The organism is Pseudomonas sp. GM21 (assembly GCF_000282215.1).
Classification (GTDB): Bacteria; Pseudomonadota; Gammaproteobacteria; order Pseudomonadales; family Pseudomonadaceae; genus Aquipseudomonas.
In genome coordinates, this window is the sequence record NZ_AKJS01000080.1 from 1 (window position 1) to 17,684 (window position 17,684).

Consider the following 17,684-nt stretch of genomic DNA (forward strand, 5'->3'; position numbering starts at 1 on the left):
CCGAACGCAGGCTTCGCCAGCTGCTACAGGGTTCACCGTTTTGCAGATTGTTTCATCTCACACCCGCAAGAGGTCCCATGCCCAACCGCCCGCCTCTCGACGCTGTCACCGCCCGTTGGATTCCGTGGGTCGTCGCCATCGCTTTTTTCATGCAATCGCTCGACGGCACCATCCTCAACACCGCCCTGCCGGCCATGGCCCGGGACCTGGCGGAAGACCCTTTGCGCATGCAGGGTGTGATCATTGCCTACATGCTCACCGTCGCCTTGCTGATCCCCGCCTCCGGCTGGATCGCCGACCGTTTCGGCACCAAGAAAATCTTCTTCAGCGCAATCTTGCTATTCAGTCTCGGCTCGTTGCTCTGCGCCTTGTCCAGCAGCCTGAGCATGCTCAATGGCGCCCGAGTGATTCAGGGCCTGGGCGGCGCGTTGATGTTGCCGGTCGGGCGCCTCGTGGTGCTGCGCGCCTACCCGCGCTCGGAACTGGTGCGGATCATGGGGTTCATCACCATTCCCGGCCTGCTCGGACCGTTGATCGGCCCGACCATGGGCGGCTGGATGGTGCAATACCTGACCTGGCACTGGATCTTCCTGATCAACCTGCCCGTCGGGTTGGTCGGCTGCTATGCCGTGTGGAAATTTATCCCGGACCTGCGCGGTTCCGAACGCACCCGTTTCGATAGCCTGGGATTCGTGCTGTTCGGCGCCGCAATGATTCTGATCACCATCGCCATGGAAGGCCTGGGCGAAATGCATCTGCCCCACTTGCGAGTGATGTTGCTGCTGTTCGCTGGCATGGCCTGTCTCGCGGCGTACTGGTTGCGCGCCGGGCATATCGACAATCCGCTATTCGCCCCATCGCTGTTCAAGACCCGGACCTTTGCCGTCGGCATTCTCGGCAACCTGTTCGCCCGCCTCGGCAGCGGCGCACTGCCCTTCCTCGTGCCATTGCTACTGCAAGTGGCGCTGGGTTATTCGCCGTCACAGGCCGGGATGAGCATGCTGCCGCTGGCCGCAGCGGCGATGATCGCCAAGTGGGTGGCGCGACCGCTGATCGAGCGTCTGGGCTATCGCATCGTGCTGACCGGCAATACCCTGGCGCTGGGCATCATGCTGGCGAGCATGGGCCTGGTCAGCGAACAGACGCCGTACTGGCTGCTGCTGTGTCTGCTGGCGATTCTCGGGGCAATCAACTCGCTGCAATTTACGGCGATGAACACCGTGACCCTGATCGACCTCGACGACGCCAGCGCCAGCAGCGGCAACAGCCTGTTGTCGGTGGTGGCGCAATTGTCCCTGAGCCTGGGGGTTGCGTGTGCCGGTGCATTGCTCGGCGGCTTTACCGCAGAGATCGGAAACGATGGTGTGCAGACGGTGCTGGGCGCGTTCCAACTGACCTTCGTCACCGTTGGCATCATGGCAATGCTCGCCGCAGCCATCTTCTCGCAGCTCTCACCAACGGATGGCCGACGGACGGTCACCCGCGAGCACGATATAGAACACTGACTTGTAGCAGCTGCCGAGGCACGAGGCTGCGTTGGGCTGCGAAGCGGCCCCCGATAGCGGTCCTGCGGACACGCAACGCAGCCTCGTGCCTCGGCAGCTGCTACAGGCTATTCGTCCAGAATTTGCAGGTAGAGAGGGCCAGACTGGTACACTGCGCGACATTTTGTTTTGCAGGCCAGTCCCGTGACCACCATCGCCACCGCTTTTAATACTTTGCCGCTGTCCGCCGCCATGCTGGCTAACCTCGACTCCCTCGGTTATGCCCAGATGACGCCGATCCAGGCGCAAAGCTTGCCGGTGATCCTCAAGGGGATGGACCTGATCGCCCAGGCCAAGACCGGCAGCGGCAAGACCGCCGCCTTCGGTATCGGCCTGCTGAACCCGATCAATCCGCGCTACTTCGGTTGCCAGGCGCTGATCCTCTGCCCGACCCGCGAGCTGGCGGATCAGGTCGCCAAGGAAATCCGTCGTCTGGCCCGTGCCGAAGACAACATCAAGGTTCTGACCCTGTGCGGTGGCGTCTCCCTCGGCCCGCAGATCGCTTCGCTGGAACATGGCGCGCACATCATCGTCGGCACGCCGGGGCGCATTCAGCAGCACCTGCGCAAAGGTTCGCTGGTACTGCACGGTCTCAACACGCTGATTCTCGACGAAGCTGACCGCATGCTCGACATGGGTTTCTACGATTCCATCGAAGAAATCATCATGCAGGCCCCGGAACGCCGCCAGACACTGCTGTTCTCGGCCACGTACCCGGTAGGCATCAAGCAGCTTGCATCAAAATTCATGCGCAACCCGCAGCAAGTGAAGGCTGAGGCGTTCCACGACGACTCACAGATCGAACAGCGCTTCTACGAGATCTCCCCGGAAGAGCGCATGAGCGTCGTGACCAAGGTCCTCGGCCACTTCCGCCCGGCATCCTGCGTGGCCTTCTGCTACACCAAGCAGCAGGTTCAGGAAACCGTCGACCACCTGACCGCCAAAGGCATCTCCGCCGTCGGTCTGCATGGCGATCTGGAACAGCGTGATCGTGACCAGGTGCTGGCAATGTTCGCCAACCGCAGTACTTCGGTACTGGTGGCCACCGACGTCGCTGCTCGCGGTCTGGACATCGACTCGCTGGATATGGTGATCAACGTCGAACTGGCCCGTGATTCGGAAATCCACATTCACCGTGTCGGCCGTACCGGTCGCGCCGGTGAGAAAGGCCTCGCGATCAGCCTGGTTGCACCGCCCGAAGCGCAACGCGCCCAAGCCATCGAACATCTGCAGCAATCGCCGTTGACCTGGGATCTGGTGGACAACCTCACCAGCCAGGGTGGCGGTCCGTTGCTGCCGCAGATGAGCACCCTGTGCATCGGTGCCGGCCGTAAAGACAAGGTTCGTCCGGGTGACATTCTGGGCGCACTGACTGGCGATGCCGGTATTCCGGGCGCCCAGGTAGGCAAGATCGCGATTTTCGACTTCCAGGCTTTTGTGGCCGTTGAACGCGGGATCGCCAAGCAAGCCTTGCAGCGCCTGAATGACGGCAAGATCAAAGGCCGTTCGCTGCGCGTTCGCATCCTGTAAGAACGCCGCGGCCCCCCTGTGGGAGCTGGCCTGCCAGCGATGGCATCGACTCGGTCTGACTGGTAAACCGCGTCGATGCCATCGCCGGCAGGCCAGCTCCCACATTTGATTGCATTCCAGATCAGCTCTTGTGTGAGGACACCGTTTTGCGCTCTACCGAAGTCGTGATCATTGGCGCTGGCGCCGCAGGGTTGATGTGTGCGCTGACCGCCGCCGGGCGTGGGCGCAAGGTGATGTTGCTCGACCATGCGAACAAGGCCGGCAAGAAAATCCTGATGTCGGGCGGTGGCCGCTGCAATTTCACCAATATGTACACCGAACCGGGCAATTTCCTCTCGCAGAACGAACACTTCTGCAAATCCGCACTGGCGCGCTACACCCAGTGGGATTTCATCGGCATGGTCGCCAAACACGGCGTGCCGTACCACGAGAAAAAGCTCGGGCAGTTGTTCTGCGATAACAAATCCAGCGACATCCTCGAAATGCTGCTCAACGAGTGCGATCAGGTCGGCGTGAGCCTGCACCTGGACACCTCGATCCAGACCATCGAAAAACTCGAAAGCGGTTTCCTGCTGGACACCACGATGGGCCAGATCACCTGTGAGTCATTGGTGATCGCCACGGGCGGCCTGTCGATTCCGACCTTGGGTGCCACCGGTTTCGGTTATCAGGTCGCCAAACAGTTCGGTCATGAACTGTTGCCAACCCGCGCTGGCCTGGTGCCGTTCACCATTACCGATCAGCTGAAAGAACTTTGCACCGAGCTGTCCGGCACGTCGGTGGATTGCCTGGTGAGCTGCAACGATCAGAGTTTCCGCGAGAACATCCTGTTCACTCACCGCGGCCTCAGCGGCCCGGCGATTTTGCAGATTTCTTCGTTCTGGGAATCCGGCGACACGGTCGAGATCAACCTGATGCCGGACCACGACGTGCATGAGTGGCTGCAACAGCAGCAGGCCGAACGTCCGAACAGCGAGCTGAAAACCCTGCTGGGGGAAATCTTCACCAAGAAGATGGCCAACTTGCTGGCGGACAACTGGTTCGTGTCCAAACCGATGAAGCAGTACACCCACGCCGAAATCGCCGACATCGCCGAAAAACTGGCGAGCTGGAAAGTGGTGCCGGCCGGTACCGAAGGCTACCGCACTGCCGAAGTCACCTTGGGCGGCGTCAACACCAACGAAGTGTCGTCCAAAACCATGGAGTCGCTGAAAAGCCCGGGGTTGTACTTCATCGGCGAAGTGCTCGACGTCACCGGACACCTCGGTGGTTTCAACTTCCAGTGGGCCTGGGCCTCAGGCTACGCCGCCGCGCAATTCGTCTGATACAACCCCAACACACTGTGGGAGCGAGCCTGCTCGCGAAGAGGTCGGAACATCTAGCATCGATGTTGAATGTAAGACCGCTTTCGCGAGCAGGCTCGCTCCCACAGTGGTTATGCGTGAAGCTTAAAGGAACAGATTTTGCTGTCAGATGTGATCGGCGCCATTGCGTCGGCGTCATTACTGGCTCAATTTAGCGTCATTGCCTCGGAAGGCCTTCGCACTTCATGTCATCGACTCCTCTCAGTCAGTCTCTGCGTCGCCTTTGGGCGCTGGATAAATTCAGCTACAGCGTGCGGGTGTTCATTGCCCTGACCGGCAGCATGGCGGTCTGTTGGTATCAGGATGAAATGGGGCTGCTGATCCCGTTGTTCCTGGGGATCATCGCCAGCGCCCTGGCCGAAACCGACGACAGTTGGCAGGGCCGCCTCAACGCGCTCGCCGTGACGCTGGTGTGTTTCAGCGTCGCAGCCTTCTCCGTCGAACTGCTCTTCCCCTACCCTTATATCTTCGTCATCGCCCTGGCCGTGGCCAGCTTTTGCCTGACCATGCTCGGCGCCCTCGGCGAGCGCTATGGCGCCATTGCCTCGGCGACACTGATTCTGTCGGTCTACACCATGATCGGCGTGGACCAGCGCGGCGGCGCGGTCACCGATTTCTGGCATGAACCGGTGCTGCTGGTGGCCGGTGCGGCCTGGTACGGTTTGCTGTCGGTGCTGTGGCAGGCGATGTTTTCCAACCAGCCGGTGCAGCAGAGCCTGGCGCGATTGTTCCGCGAATTGGGTTACTACCTGAAACTGAAATCGTCGCTGTTCGAGCCGATCCGGCAGATGGACGTGGAAGCACGTCGCCTGGAATTGGCCCAACAGAACGGGCGTGTGGTGGCGGCCCTGAACGCCGCCAAGGAAATCATTCTGCACCGGGTCGGCAATGGTCGGCCGGGATCGAAAGTCAGTCGCTACCTGAAACTGTACTTCCTCGCTCAGGACATCCACGAGCGCGCCAGTTCCTCGCATTACCCCTATAACGCACTCGCCGAGGCGTTTTTCCACAGCGACGTGCTGTTCCGCTGTCAGCGCCTGCTGCGTCAGCAAGGCAAGGCCTGCCGTGCCCTGGCCGAATCGATCCAGATGCGTCAGCCGTTCGTCTATGACGCAGGCTTTGCCGAAGCCCTGAGCGACCTGCACGCCTCCATCGAACACCTGCGCATCCAGAGCAACCCGGCCTGGCGCGGGCTGTTGCGTTCGCTGCGAGCGCTGGCGGCCAACCTCGCCACACTCGACCATTTGCTCAGCGATGCCAGCAACCCGGAAGCCCTGGCCGATGCCACCGACAGTAGCCTGCTCGACCGTTCGCCACGCAGCCTCAAAGATGTGTGGGTTCGTTTGCGCACGCAACTGACGCCGACGTCGCTGCTGTTCCGCCATGCACTACGTTTGCCCCTGGCGTTGAGCATCGGCTACGGCATGGTGCATTTGATTCACCCGTCGCAAGGCTACTGGATCATCCTCACCACGCTGTTCGTTTGCCAGCCAAACTACGGCGCCACCCGACGCAAACTCGGCCAACGGATCATCGGCACCGCAATCGGCCTGACGATGGCCTGGGCGTTGTTCGATCTGTTCCCCAATCCGCTGATCCAGTCGTGCTTCGCGATTGCCGCCGGCGTGGTGTTCTTTATCAACAGGACCACGCGCTACACCTTGGCCACGGCAGCGATTACCTTGATGGTGCTGTTCTGCTTCAATCAGGTCGGGGACGGTTATGGGCTGTTCCTGCCGCGACTGCTCGATACCTTGCTCGGCAGCCTGATCGCCGGGCTCGCGGTGTTCCTGTTCCTGCCGGACTGGCAGGGCCGACGCCTGAACAAAGTGCTGGCCAATACCCTGACCTGCAACAGCATCTACCTGCGTCAAATCATGCAGCAATACGCCGCCGGCAAAAGCGACGACCTGGCTTATCGCCTGGCTCGACGCAATGCACACAACGCCGACGCAGCGCTGTCGACGACGCTGGCCAACATGCTCATGGAACCCGGGCATTTCCGGAAAGAAGCGGATGTCGGCTTTCGTTTTCTGGTGCTGTCGCATACGTTGCTCAGCTATTTGTCGGGTCTCGGAGCACATCGCGAAACCCCGCTACCAGCGGATGTGCGTGAGCATTTGATTGAGGGTGCCGGCGTGAGCCTGGCGGCGAGCATCGACGAAATCGCTCAGGGCCTGGCGAGCAAACAGCCGATTGCGATTCAGAGTGACGAGGAAGAGGCGCTGGCCAATTCGCTTGAGCAGATGCCCGATGAGATCGATGAAGGGCAGCGACTGGTGCAGACGCAGTTGGCGTTGATTTGTCGGCAGTTGGGGCCGCTGCGGACCTTGGCGGCGCATTTGATTAAAGACACCAGCGAGACTTGAGATTTGCGGGGGGGCCGGCCTCTTCGCGAGCAGGCTCGCTCCCACAGGGGATTTGTGTCACGCCATAGATCAATGTGGGAGCGGGCTTGCTCGCGAAGGGGCCATAAGCCACATCTCACATCCCATGCTGCTTCATCAACCGCGCATAACTGCCATCCGCCTTCATCTCGGCAATTTCACGGTCAAAACCGGCGACGATCTTTTCGTGTTGCGGGTTCTTCAAGCTGACCAATATGTGCAGGCTGTTCTCGCTCAACGGTGTTGGCAAAAACTCCACGGCATTGCGTACCTTGGATGATTCGCGCGCCAAGTGATAACGGGCGACGTATTCATCCTCCAGCGTCAACTTGACCCGATCCGCCGCCACCATGCGTACCGCCATGGAAAAGTTATGCACCGGGACTTTCTGCAGTGACCCGTCGTCATCAAACTCCGGCGAATAAGCGTAGCCACGCACGATCGCAATCGGAAAAGTGTGCAGTTGTTGCAAATTTTTGTATTCGATAGGCGAGTCCTTGCGTTTCAGAAAGCGCACGCGATTCAGCAAATACTCGTCGGAGAACTGGCCTAACCTGGTGCGATCATCCGTGTACCAGGCGTTGACCAGCACGTCATAGCGCCCCTCGCCCACGCCCATCAGGGCTCGCGCCCAAGGCACCTGTTCAAAATCACTGGCATAACCGGCCCGGGCCAGCGCGGTACTGACGATGTCCGTCGCCAAGCCGCCGTTGACCAGCGTGGCGTCGGTAAAGGGTGGCCAGGCATCGGCAACCAGACGCAGCTTTTCCGCCGCCGCACCCTGGGTGAGCAACAGCAACAGCAACACAATCAAAGCAGAAGCTTGATGCAATCGCGGCATGCTAGAAAATCCTTAGCGGGCGGGTTACCCGATGTGTTTTTCAGCCCAAACTCCAAGACCCATATACCGGCAGCCAGGTACTCAACATAGCTCATTGAAGCCACAACACAGCGCCTCATTGCAGGTTACACAAAGAAGACAACGCCGCCCGAAATGAATGATGGCATTTTGGCCTTTGTGACAGATTTTCCTGCCATCAAGACAACCGTCCTCAGGACGCTTAGTATCGGAGCGACGATGTTCAAGGAGTGTGAAAATGACAATTGACTGGATTTGCAAACACCACAGCGACCTGGGTAAGGAACAGCTGTACGCCATTCTGCAATTGCGCGCCGAGGTGTTCGTCGTCGAACAGAAATGCGTGTATCAAGACATTGATGGCCAGGATCTGGAAGGTGACACCTGCCATTTGATGGCCTGGGACGAGAATCGGCTGGTGGGTTATCTACGATTGCTCGACCCTCAGACGCAAGGGGGCGATGTGGTGATTGGCCGGGTGATTGTTGCCCCGGCGGCACGTGGTATCGGAATTGGGCATGAGCTGATGGCGCAGGCTTTGAAGCAGGCTGAGAAGCAATGGCCGGACATACCGGTTTATCTGTCGGCCCAGGCGCATTTGCAGGGGTATTACGGGCGGTACGGGTTTGTGGTGGCGGGTGAGGAATACGTTGAGGATGGTATTCCTCATATCGGGATGCGTCGGCCACAATGATCGTTCCCACGCTCCGCGTGGGAATGCCTCAATGGACGCTCTGCGTCCGCTCTTGGGACGCGGAGCGTCCCGGGCTGCATTCCCACGCAGAGCGTGGGAACGATCGTCCGCAAGAATCAGGGGTACTCCAACACCGCTTTTATCTGCCGCAAATTCCGCTCGATCCACCCCCGATCAATCGCTCCCCACTCACGAATCCGATAGCACCCGGCATGATTGCGCGCGCCCTCTTCCTGCTCGAACTCGCAAACAATATCCAGATCCGCCAACGCCGCAATTGTGTCCTGCGCCGTGCGCCGGGGCATTCCGGTCACGTCGGTCAAGGCCGGGACGCTGCTCGCCTGCCCACTGTCGATCAGGTACGCCACGTACAATCGGCGATAGAAACTGCTCTTGGTCTTGCTGACTTCCATTCAAAGACTCCCGGCTGTTGATCCGTTATTGCATGTCCCGCCAGGTCAGGTACACCCGCAGGTCAAACTCCACCTGGTGATAGCCCGGCAGCATGTGTTCGCAAAGTTTGTAGAACGCCTTGTTGTGATCGGACTCTTTGAAGTGTGCCAGCTCATGCACCACGATCATTTTCAGAAACTCGCAAGGCGCTTCCTTGAACAGCGAAGCCACACGGATTTCTTTCTTGGCCTTGAGCTTGCCGCCCTGCACCCGCGAGATCGTTGTGTGCAAGCCCAGGGCGCGATGAGTGAGGTCCAGACGGTTGTCGAACAGTACTTTGTCGATGGCCGGGGCGTTACGCAGGTATTCCTGCTTAAGGTCCAGCGCATAGGTGTACAGCGCCTTGTCGCTCTGTACGCCGTGCTTTTGCGGGTAACGCTTGCTCAGGTACTCGCCCAGCCGATCGTCGGCGATCAGCTGGCGCACTTGATCCTGCAATGCAGCAGGATAGGCCTGGAGGTATTTCAACGCGGTCATTGGGGCAGCAACACGAATCACGAAAAGGTCGCCAGTGTAGCGAATTCAGCCCTTCAGTGCGCTCCAGCCGAACGGCGGCACACAGTCGCCGACGTCCACTGCCATCATCGGCCGTGCCACCAGAGAACCTTGCACGTACTCACAGCCATTGGCTTGCAGCCATTGGTACTGAGCAACGGTTTCCACCCCTTCGGCGATTACCCGGATTCCGTATCCCTTGCACAGGTCGATCACATTGCGCACCAACGCGGCGTCGCGCGAGGATTCAGGCAGGCGGGCGATCAAATGCCGGTCGAACTTGAGCGTGTCCAGTTCCAGATCGCGCAGATGAGAGAGGGAACAAGGCCCGGAACCAAAGTCGTCCAGTGCCACCAGCACTCCAAGATTGCGCAGCAACCGCAGGGTCTTTCGGGTTTCTTCGGGGTTTTGCATCAGCGCTTCTTCCGTCACCTCGACTTCCAGATGACGAGGCTCCAGCCCATGGCGCTCCAGTACCTGACGCAATTCGCTGACCAGATTGGGCATGCCGAACTGGGTACTGCTCAAACTGATACCTAGCACCAGGTCCTCGGAAAACGAAGTTTCCCAAGTCTTTCGCTGCCCAATCGCGTGATGGTAAATCCAGCTGCCCAGTCGACTGATCAGCCGCGCCTCTTCGAGCAATGGCAAAAACAGCCCTGGCGGGACATCGCCGACGCTCGGGTGCTGCCAGCGCAGCAACGCCTCGAACCCACGGATCTGCCCAGTGGCGATGGATACCTGGGGTTGATACACCAAATTGAAATCACGGTTTTCGATGGCCGTGCGCACACTTTCTTCGAGCATGAGCCGCGATCGCGCCCGGCCATTCATTTCATGATCGTAAAAACGGTACTGCTGACGGCCCGCACGCTTGGCTTCGTACATGGCAATGTCGGAGGCCCGCAACAAACCGTCGAGGCTGGCCCCGCCATCCGGATACGTCGCAATACCGATGCTGGCGCCCAAGGAGATTTCCAGACCATCAATCTGCTGACAGACCGATACCCGCTCGATGAGTTTTTCAGCAATCTTCGCCGCCTGCTCGGGAAACTCCAGGTCCAGGAGCACCGTAAACTCGTCGCCGCCCATGCGCGCCAGAAGATCGAGGGGGCGCAGACAGGCCTTCAACTGCTCGGACACCCAGCGCAGCACGCGATCTCCGGCATCGTGGCCGAGGGAGTCATTGACCCGTTTGAAGCCGTCGAGGTCCAGGTACAGCAGCACCCAGGTACTGTCGGCGCGTTCGCCGCGCAGCAACAGGTTTTCCACGGTCTGGTTGAAACCCCGGCGATTGAGCAGCCCGGTCAACGGGTCGGTAACCGCCTGGAACTCCAGTTGCTGATGCAGGTGACGCACCACCGACATGTCCAAAACCGTCACCACCATGGCGTGCTGTTCAGCGGGCAATGGTGCGCACGACAGCGCCACTGGCACTTGTTGGCCGGGGGCGGTACGCAAGAACGCGTCATGCAGGCGCAAGGTTTCGCCACGCTTGTAACCGTTGTACATCTCGGAATCCGCCCAGACCGGAATATGCGGTTTTTGCAGGAAATCCACAAACGCTTTGCCCTGCAACTCCTGCACCGTGGCATTGAGCAGCCGCGACATGGCCGGGTTGGCAAAACGGATCACTCCGTCCTCACTCACCACCAGAATGCCTTCAGCCGCGTTCTCCAGCACCGAGGCATTAAACGCGCGCGCGGCTTCCAGGTCGTGGCTCAGGCGCTGCAACGAACGGCGATTGCGCTGATGCTCCAGCAGGGCCTGAACTTTGGGTTTGAGAATTTGCGGGTCGAACGGTTTGAACAGGTAATCCACCGCACCGCTGGCGTACCCCTTGATCACGGCGCCCTGAGACTGTTCGTTGGTCGTCAGGAAAATGATCGGCGTGAGACGCGTTCGCTGGCTGCCGCGCATCAGGCGCGCGACTTCAAAACCGTCCATGCCCGGCATTTGCACATCGAGCAAAACCAGGTCGACATCGTGTTTGAGCAACAGACCGAGCGCTTCAAAGCCGGAGGCTGCGGTCATGACCTGCCAGTCCTGGCGCTGAAGCAACGCGCGCATGCTGATCAGGTTTTCAGGGTAATCATCGACGATTAAAAGGATCGAACCGCCTTCGGTTGGCGTGGGTTGCGCGCATTCCATGCTGCTTCTCTTGTTCGGGGACGTCAGGCCGGTTTCTTGTGAAAACCGGACAAATACTGTGGCATCACTTTAGACCGCGATCCGCATAAGCAGAAGCTATCAGAGCCCCACCACTTAACCAACGCGTTAATTTGCCGACTAACGGTCGGTCCTGCAAGCCCCGAAAACCGGGCGAGATGGCATTTCGACAGGATGTTGACGTCAATCATTTGCCATTCAGGCATTAACAAAGTGGCCTGCAACGCTTATAAAGACCGCCCTCCAAGGCGCGTACTAGAGCTTCTGGTACGTGCGTGCAGTAAAAATTTGTGGAAGCTTTGTCTATGATCGATCTCGCAACCTGGAACCTCAGCGTTCCTGTTGGCAATCCGCCGTACACCGTCGAAACCGCCAAACTGGTGGATGGCTTCAAGGACCAATACTTCCATTCCGACACCGGGACTTTGTTCTTCTGGGCTCCGGTTACGGGTTCGCGCACCGCAAATGCCATCTACCCTCGCACCGAACTTCGCGAAACCTACAGCAATGGCACCCTGAAAAACTGGTACCACCCGGACGCCGACAATTTCCTTCGCGCGACCCTGGCGGTGAATCAAGTGCCCAGCTCAGGGAAAATCGTCATCGGCCAGATCCACGCCTATGAAAGCCAGAAGCCTATGGTGAAGGTTGAATACCAGTACAAGACCAGTACCTCGACCGGCAACATCGTCGCCAAAGTGCGCATGCGCCCGGATGACGACGAAGGTCGGGTGATTACCATTGCCACGGGCGTGAAGCTGGATCAGGAGTTTTCCTACCTCATCCACCTGAGCCCCGGCGGTGCATTGGGCATCAGCGCGGCGGGGTATCAGTGGGACACCGACATCAGCGCGACCTGGCGTGATAAACCGCTGTACTTCAAGGCGGGGGTTTATGTGCAGGACAACACCGGGTACACCAGCGAGGGTGGGAAGGTGACGTTCAGCAAGCTGGATATTGATCACGATAAGTAGTCCCCCCCAAAAACCTCATCCCCTGTAGCAGCTGTCGAGCAGCGCGAGGCTGCGTCCGAGGATGAAATCCTCGCAAGCTCGGTGAGTCCGGTCTACCTGCATGCGTTGCCGGATTACGACCGCTTCGCAGTCGGACGCAGCCTCGCGCTGCTCGACAACTGCTACAAAAAAACATTTGAGCGTCCGAAATACTCGTAGGACGTCTCCGACCGTGGCGAGGGAGCTGGCTCCCGCTGGGCTACGAAGCAGCCCCATGCTCAGCCTCCGATTTCTTCAGACACGCCATATCGCCCAGTTTATTGCGACTGCGTCGTAAACCAAGTCCAAGCTGCCTAACCAAATGGCCGGATGGGCGTCCTACAGCCCAGTTGCGGCTGCCAGAATCGCTGCCTAGAGTTGGCTTGTCGCTGACATCGTTGGCGATAGGGTTTCGCAGCCCTAGCGAGTTAGATCCACAATCGTCAAAATACGGCGCGGCAGCTTTGCCTGTGCTCTGTTTTTATGGCGGCTGTGCGTGGGAGACCATCAGGTCTGCCGGGTCTTAACTCCTCGGTCTGCGAACCCGCGCGCAGTTGCCACCCTATTGTTTCGCAGCAAACGGTGGCAAATTCTTTTCTGGAGTTAAGGATTTTCCATGAGCAATCAACAACCGCCACGCCGCTTTACTCCTATGTCCCAGTTCGCCACCGACTATCCCGTCCTTCTCATCGACAGCGACGCCCCGCTACGCGAACTCCACAACTGCGTCAGCGAACGCCTCAATGCCGTCCTCAAATACCTGAACCTGATGGCCTGCACCAGCCTGCCCGACTACGCCGAGAACGACATCAACACCGTCACCAACATCGCCCGGATCTTGATCCAGGATGTAAGCGATGTGTTTCGAGTGATTGAACAGCGCGGCTTTGATCAACCGAAAGCTCAGTAGACGAATTACAGGTAATAAAAACCCGCAGTGATGCGGGTTTTTATTACAAGTATCCTACTTCATCGCGCTGTTGGTGTTAGCTGTGGACAAACAGCTTTTCGATACCGCCGACTTCAATCATTTTTTTGTCATCAGTCCCAACCAAAGTTAATGCCAGCACGCCACCAACGCACGAATCAAAAAGGCCTTGGACTACCTCGCCACTAGCCAGCGTCACATCAACTCGTTCATTACTATTCAGCAACTCTAATCGCTTCGGAATAGAAAGCTGAATATTACTGCCTCCAAACTTGCTATTTTCCATGGCTATACTCTCCGTAAAATAAATGGCAAAAAAAGAAAAAATGGGACAGAAAAAAATGGGACAGACCTATTTATCTATTCACCCCCATTTTTTCTGGTTGCGTGGGTAACATTAATGGTTAATCGTCATTTAATCACCTGATAGAAATGACAGTTTTCAATACATTTTTGGATCTTGGTTAACCTTAGCGTTCAACTCCCCCTTCAAATACCGCTAATACATCCCTTCCAGCGAGATCGGCTTGGTCTTCGAAGCATTACCCGCCGTAACAAACTGCTCATAACGCGCGATACACACATCACGCATCGCCGTCACAGTCGCGCCGAAGAACTTACGCGGATCAAACTCGCCAGGATTGGTCGCCATCAACCGACGCATCGCGCTGGTGGAGGTTCAAGCTCAGGTCGGTGTCGATGTTGACCGTGCGCACCCAGTGCTAGTGGGTGATCGCGCCCGACCGAAAATCAAATACTCCCCTTGCCAACAGGTTTACGCCTCAGCCCTGACGCAACAGTGTCATTGCGCGCCGCCACCCGCCCCGAATCCCATTCACGCTGCATATCCGCAAACAGCTCTCCATCAACACGACTCCGATTAGCCGCCAACGCTTGAGTCATCGCCTCGGCAATCCGCTCAATGATCAGGGCTGGCCTGTCCACTGCGCAGTGTTTTCGACCGAACTCAATCAATTGCTGACGATCCGGGTAGCTTTTCACTTTGTTCATCTTGATGGCCAAAGTACGGTCTACCAATGAGCGACCGGATTTGGGGTTGTAATTTTCGTAGATGGTCGTTGTCGTGACATCGAAGACCGGCGCCAATTGCACCGTTTCAAGCGCATCAGGATGAGTGTAAATCACCCCGAAATTTTTCAAGTGTGCGTCTCCGTTGCGCACCATGACCGACAGACAAACCGAAGAGTAAAAACGCTCCAGTTCACGTATCGGATCGCCATGTCGACAGACCTGGCCAATCACGGCGGCAAGGGTTTCGTAGCTTTGGGAATACTTGTAGTTGTCATGGGGATCCTTGTTGAGCCCCAACAGAACGGCCATGTCTTCAAACCCGAGCCGGCCGGAAGCGGTCAGATCGAATCGCTCCATCACAAACAGATCACCATTTTCTGACAACCAGAACGGTGGCGTTTCCAGCCCGGCAAGACGGGCCGCTTCCAGGCAGAGAAATTCGTTTTGAGCCAGGTGTGCGTACTCATCGGCGCCTGACTTAACAATCAGATCGGAGCTGAGCATGGTTTTTCGGTTACCGGTGAGCTTATCCAGATCGGGCACCAGCACCTTGGGCTGCACACCAGAAATACCCGACTCGAAGTAAGTATCGACGAGAAACTCGAAGACACCTTGCGAGGCATCCGCAGACAGGATGTCTTGCAACCCGACCTGAGCCGGAACGGACACGGGGGACTCTATCGGGTTCTGGTAGGTGAGGCGCCCGATTTGATTCCCTCCGATGACCGACAACAGGCGCATTTCATCCACCTGCATATGTTTGGCCATCCGGCGTTTGATCTGATCGGCCAGAAACCCTTCAGGCACATTCATATCGAAGATCGGATGCAGCACGTTGCTCACCGAGGGCGTCGGGTCATAGGGCATGACCAGTGAGACTTCCCTGGGTGCATCGGCGGATTGGTAGGCAAACGAAAACTGTGACCCCTTGGACAGCTCGCCCGAAAGGCCCTGAGGTGTCATGACGTTGAGCAGCTTGACCTTACTCATCGTGCTCTACCAGATCAGCAAGGGATTTGAGGTCAATTCGGTTATCAACAATTTCAAGCGCCATGCCCAGCGCTGACAGCACCCTGAACGCAGTGTAAAGCGCGACATTTTCACCGGCCTCAAGGTCGATGATGGTTTTACGGCTGCATTGTGCCCTGTGCGCCAGTATTGCCTGGCTATAGCCTTTGGCGCGTCGCAACTGGCGGACTCTTTCACCGAACACAGAGGGGTTATTAAGGAGCATAAATGTCACCTATATCGGACTTATTCAGCTTTAACTTTTATTATGTACACTATAAGTGACATTTCAAGCGCCTTACGTCACTCCACTTTGAGGTAAAGATTTCGCCCACAAAAAACCCGCCTCTCTCGGCGGGTTTCTTATCAACGCAGCTTAACGCGCAGGATCAATTCACCTTGGCGTTCAACTCACCCTTCAAATACCGCTGATACATCCCTTCCAGCGAGATCGGCTTGATCTTCGAAGCATTACCCGCCGTACCAAACTGGTTGTAACGGTCGATACACACATCACGCATCGCCGTCACGGTCGCACCGAAGAACTTACGCGGGTCGAACTCACTCGGGTTGGTGGCCATCAGGCGACGCATCGCGCCGGTCGAAGCCAAACGCAGGTCAGTATCAATGTTGACCTTACGCACGCCATGCTTGATGCCTTCAACAATCTCTTCAACCGGCACGCCGTAGGTTTCTTTGATGTCGCCGCCGTACTGGTTGATGATCGCCAGCCACTCTTGCGGAACCGAAGACGAACCGTGCATCACCAGGTGGGTGTTCGGGATGCGCTTGTGGATTTCTTTGATGCGGTCGATGGCCAGTACGTCGCCGGTAGGTGGCTTGGTGAACTTGTATGCGCCGTGGCTGGTGCCGATGGCGATGGCCAGGGCATCAACTTGTGTGCGTTTGACGAAGTCAGCGGCTTCTTCCGGGTCGGTCAGCATTTGGCTGTGGTCCAGAACGCCTTCGGCACCGATGCCATCTTCTTCACCGGCCATGCCGGTTTCCAGCGAACCCAGGCAGCCCAGCTCGCCTTCTACCGAAACGCCGCAGGCGTGAGCCATGGCCACGGTTTGTTGGGTAACACGGACGTTGTAGTCGTAGTCGGTCGGGGTCTTGCCGTCTTCGCCCAGGGAGCCGTCCATCATCACCGAGCTGAAGCCCAGCTGGATGGAGCGCTGGCAGACGTCAGGGCTGGTGCCGTGGTCCTGGTGCATGCACACCGGGATGTGCGGGAATTCTTCGATGGCCGCCAGGATCAGGTGACGCAGGAACGGGGCGCCGGCATATTTGCGAGCACCGGCCGAAGCCTGGACGATCACCGGGGAGTCAGTCTTGTCAGCGGCTTCCATGATGGCGCGCATCTGCTCAAGGTTGTTGACGTTGAAGGCTGGAACGCCGTAGCCGAACTCGGCTGCGTGGTCCAGCATCTGGCGCATGCTGATAAGTGCCATTGTGTGTGTCTCTCCCGGTTTGGGTCGTTAATCGTGCCAGCCTGCCGTAGCGGCGGCGGCTATTCAAGTTATTGCAGATCGGGGGTTAAGCCCGAGCTGCCATTCAATTCACATCAGACGACCGCTTCGCGGCCGAACGCAGCCTTCGGCAGCTGCTACAACTTACAACCGCGGCCAATCAAATCATTGGTGGCGACCCAGTACACCAGGCCTTCCTCACCTTTTACGTGAAACGCCAGCATGTCGTTGCTGTACAGCGAACCTTCGGCGCCCGGCTCAAGCTTCAGGCGATAGACCTGATCCGCACCACCGAGGCGAACTTCGACTTCCTTGCGGCTGTCGTCGGTGTAGCGCCACAGCACTTTGGCCTGGCTGTCGCAGGTCCAGGTGGTCCAGTTATCCACAGGGGCGGACGACTGGAACAGGTTCAACTGAGCGCAACCGGCCAGCAACGCCAGCGCCGTAACGGCGATAAAACCTTTCATCCATGTTCCTCGACTGACGGCGCACGCCGCCAGCCCTGAGTAATGAGTCAGACCCGTCAAGGACAGCCATGTTCCTTGGCGGGTGTCTGTGTCTCGTATTTATCCAGGCCATCCGGCCCGGAACGCTTGTTGATCACAGGATTGGTTTCCGCTTGCCAATCGGCCTGGTAGCAACCTTTTTCCTGGGTTTGCGGCGCAGGCTCCGGCGTGGCTTTCGGGTTACTCCCGCAAGCCGCCAGCAAGCCCGCTGCGATCAACAGCGTTAACGTCTTGACCATGTCAACACTCCT

The 17,684-nt window shown here is 58.0% G+C and carries 17 protein-coding genes and 1 pseudogene; 7 read left to right on the forward strand and 11 right to left on the reverse strand.

What is annotated here, in order from left to right:
- Positions 1-77: 77 nt before the first annotated feature.
- From mdtD to yccS, 4 genes are all read left to right on the forward strand, one after another.
- Entirely contained in the window at positions 78-1,505 is a 1,428-nt protein-coding gene (gene mdtD / locus PMI22_RS16855; RefSeq protein ID WP_007945409.1) for a multidrug transporter subunit MdtD, read from the forward strand.
- 231 nt (positions 1,506-1,736) lie between these two features.
- A complete protein-coding gene (gene dbpA / locus PMI22_RS16850) occupies positions 1,737-3,074 on the forward strand; it encodes an ATP-dependent RNA helicase DbpA (RefSeq protein ID WP_238543950.1) in 1,338 nt (445 codons plus the stop codon).
- Positions 3,075-3,220: 146 nt separating this feature from the next.
- Positions 3,221-4,399 carry an NAD(P)/FAD-dependent oxidoreductase gene (locus PMI22_RS16845; RefSeq protein ID WP_007945411.1) on the forward strand — a complete coding sequence of 393 codons (1,179 nt, stop codon included), beginning with the start codon at positions 3,221-3,223 and terminating at the stop codon, positions 4,397-4,399.
- A gap of 224 nt (positions 4,400-4,623) precedes the next feature.
- Entirely contained in the window at positions 4,624-6,807 is a 2,184-nt protein-coding gene (yccS, locus tag PMI22_RS16840; protein WP_007945412.1) for a YccS family putative transporter, read from the forward strand.
- Between the two features lie 115 nt (positions 6,808-6,922).
- Here the strand turns inward: yccS and PMI22_RS16835 are convergent, their stop codons facing one another.
- Positions 6,923-7,666, reverse strand: a complete 744-nt coding sequence (locus PMI22_RS16835) for a substrate-binding periplasmic protein (protein WP_007945415.1) — start codon at positions 7,664-7,666, stop codon at positions 6,923-6,925.
- Positions 7,667-7,922: 256 nt separating this feature from the next.
- Here PMI22_RS16835 and PMI22_RS16830 point away from each other — a divergent pair, with 256 nt between their 5' ends.
- Positions 7,923-8,378 (forward strand): GNAT family N-acetyltransferase, encoded by a 456-nt coding sequence (locus tag PMI22_RS16830; RefSeq protein WP_007945416.1) that lies wholly within the window; start codon positions 7,923-7,925, stop codon positions 8,376-8,378.
- A gap of 116 nt (positions 8,379-8,494) precedes the next feature.
- Here PMI22_RS16830 and PMI22_RS16825 read toward each other — a convergent pair whose 3' ends face one another.
- From PMI22_RS16825 to PMI22_RS16815, 3 genes are read right to left on the reverse strand one after another with little or no spacing between them, the layout of a single operon-like run.
- On the reverse strand, positions 8,495-8,791 hold the full coding sequence (locus PMI22_RS16825) for a winged helix-turn-helix domain-containing protein (RefSeq protein ID WP_007945417.1): 297 nt from the start codon (positions 8,789-8,791) through the stop codon (positions 8,495-8,497).
- Between the two features lie 25 nt (positions 8,792-8,816).
- Entirely contained in the window at positions 8,817-9,308 is a 492-nt protein-coding gene (locus PMI22_RS16820; protein ID WP_007945419.1) for a YgjP-like metallopeptidase domain-containing protein, read from the reverse strand.
- 45 nt (positions 9,309-9,353) lie between these two features.
- Positions 9,354-11,477, reverse strand: a complete 2,124-nt coding sequence (locus tag PMI22_RS16815) for a putative bifunctional diguanylate cyclase/phosphodiesterase (RefSeq protein WP_007945420.1) — start codon at positions 11,475-11,477, stop codon at positions 9,354-9,356.
- 323 nt (positions 11,478-11,800) lie between these two features.
- On the opposite strand from PMI22_RS16815, the gene PMI22_RS16810 reads away from it, so the two are divergent.
- Together PMI22_RS16810 and PMI22_RS16800 are read left to right on the forward strand one after the other, a co-directional pair.
- Positions 11,801-12,469 carry a polysaccharide lyase family 7 protein gene (locus tag PMI22_RS16810; protein ID WP_007945421.1) on the forward strand — a complete coding sequence of 223 codons (669 nt, stop codon included), beginning with the start codon at positions 11,801-11,803 and terminating at the stop codon, positions 12,467-12,469.
- Positions 12,470-13,103: 634 nt separating this feature from the next.
- A complete protein-coding gene (locus PMI22_RS16800; RefSeq protein WP_007945423.1) occupies positions 13,104-13,397 on the forward strand; it encodes a hypothetical protein in 294 nt (97 codons plus the stop codon).
- Positions 13,398-13,473: 76 nt separating this feature from the next.
- Here PMI22_RS16800 and PMI22_RS16795 read toward each other — a convergent pair whose 3' ends face one another.
- From PMI22_RS16795 to PMI22_RS16770, 7 genes and pseudogenes are all read right to left on the reverse strand, one after another.
- Positions 13,474-13,701 (reverse strand): hypothetical protein, encoded by a 228-nt coding sequence (locus PMI22_RS16795; RefSeq protein ID WP_007945424.1) that lies wholly within the window; start codon positions 13,699-13,701, stop codon positions 13,474-13,476.
- Between the two features lie 213 nt (positions 13,702-13,914).
- A pseudogene (locus PMI22_RS30530) lies at positions 13,915-14,137 on the reverse strand (fructose-1,6-bisphosphate aldolase); the annotation flags it as partial.
- A 28-nt stretch (positions 14,138-14,165) separates the two neighbouring features.
- Complete coding sequence (locus PMI22_RS16790; RefSeq protein WP_007945425.1) at positions 14,166-15,437, reverse strand: type II toxin-antitoxin system HipA family toxin; 1,272 nt, start codon at positions 15,435-15,437, stop codon at positions 14,166-14,168.
- Entirely contained in the window at positions 15,430-15,681 is a 252-nt protein-coding gene (locus PMI22_RS16785) for a helix-turn-helix transcriptional regulator (RefSeq protein WP_007945426.1), read from the reverse strand. The genes PMI22_RS16790 and PMI22_RS16785 overlap by 8 nt, the downstream gene beginning before the upstream one ends.
- 163 nt (positions 15,682-15,844) lie before the next feature.
- Positions 15,845-16,909, reverse strand: coding sequence for a class II fructose-bisphosphate aldolase (fba, locus tag PMI22_RS16780; protein WP_007945427.1), 1,065 nt, complete (start codon positions 16,907-16,909; stop codon positions 15,845-15,847).
- A gap of 155 nt (positions 16,910-17,064) precedes the next feature.
- Positions 17,065-17,394 (reverse strand): MliC family protein, encoded by a 330-nt coding sequence (locus PMI22_RS16775; protein WP_007945428.1) that lies wholly within the window; start codon positions 17,392-17,394, stop codon positions 17,065-17,067.
- 56 nt (positions 17,395-17,450) lie between these two features.
- Positions 17,451-17,672, reverse strand: coding sequence for a hypothetical protein (locus PMI22_RS16770; protein WP_007945429.1), 222 nt, complete (start codon positions 17,670-17,672; stop codon positions 17,451-17,453).
- Between the last annotated feature and the right edge of the window lie 12 nt (positions 17,673-17,684).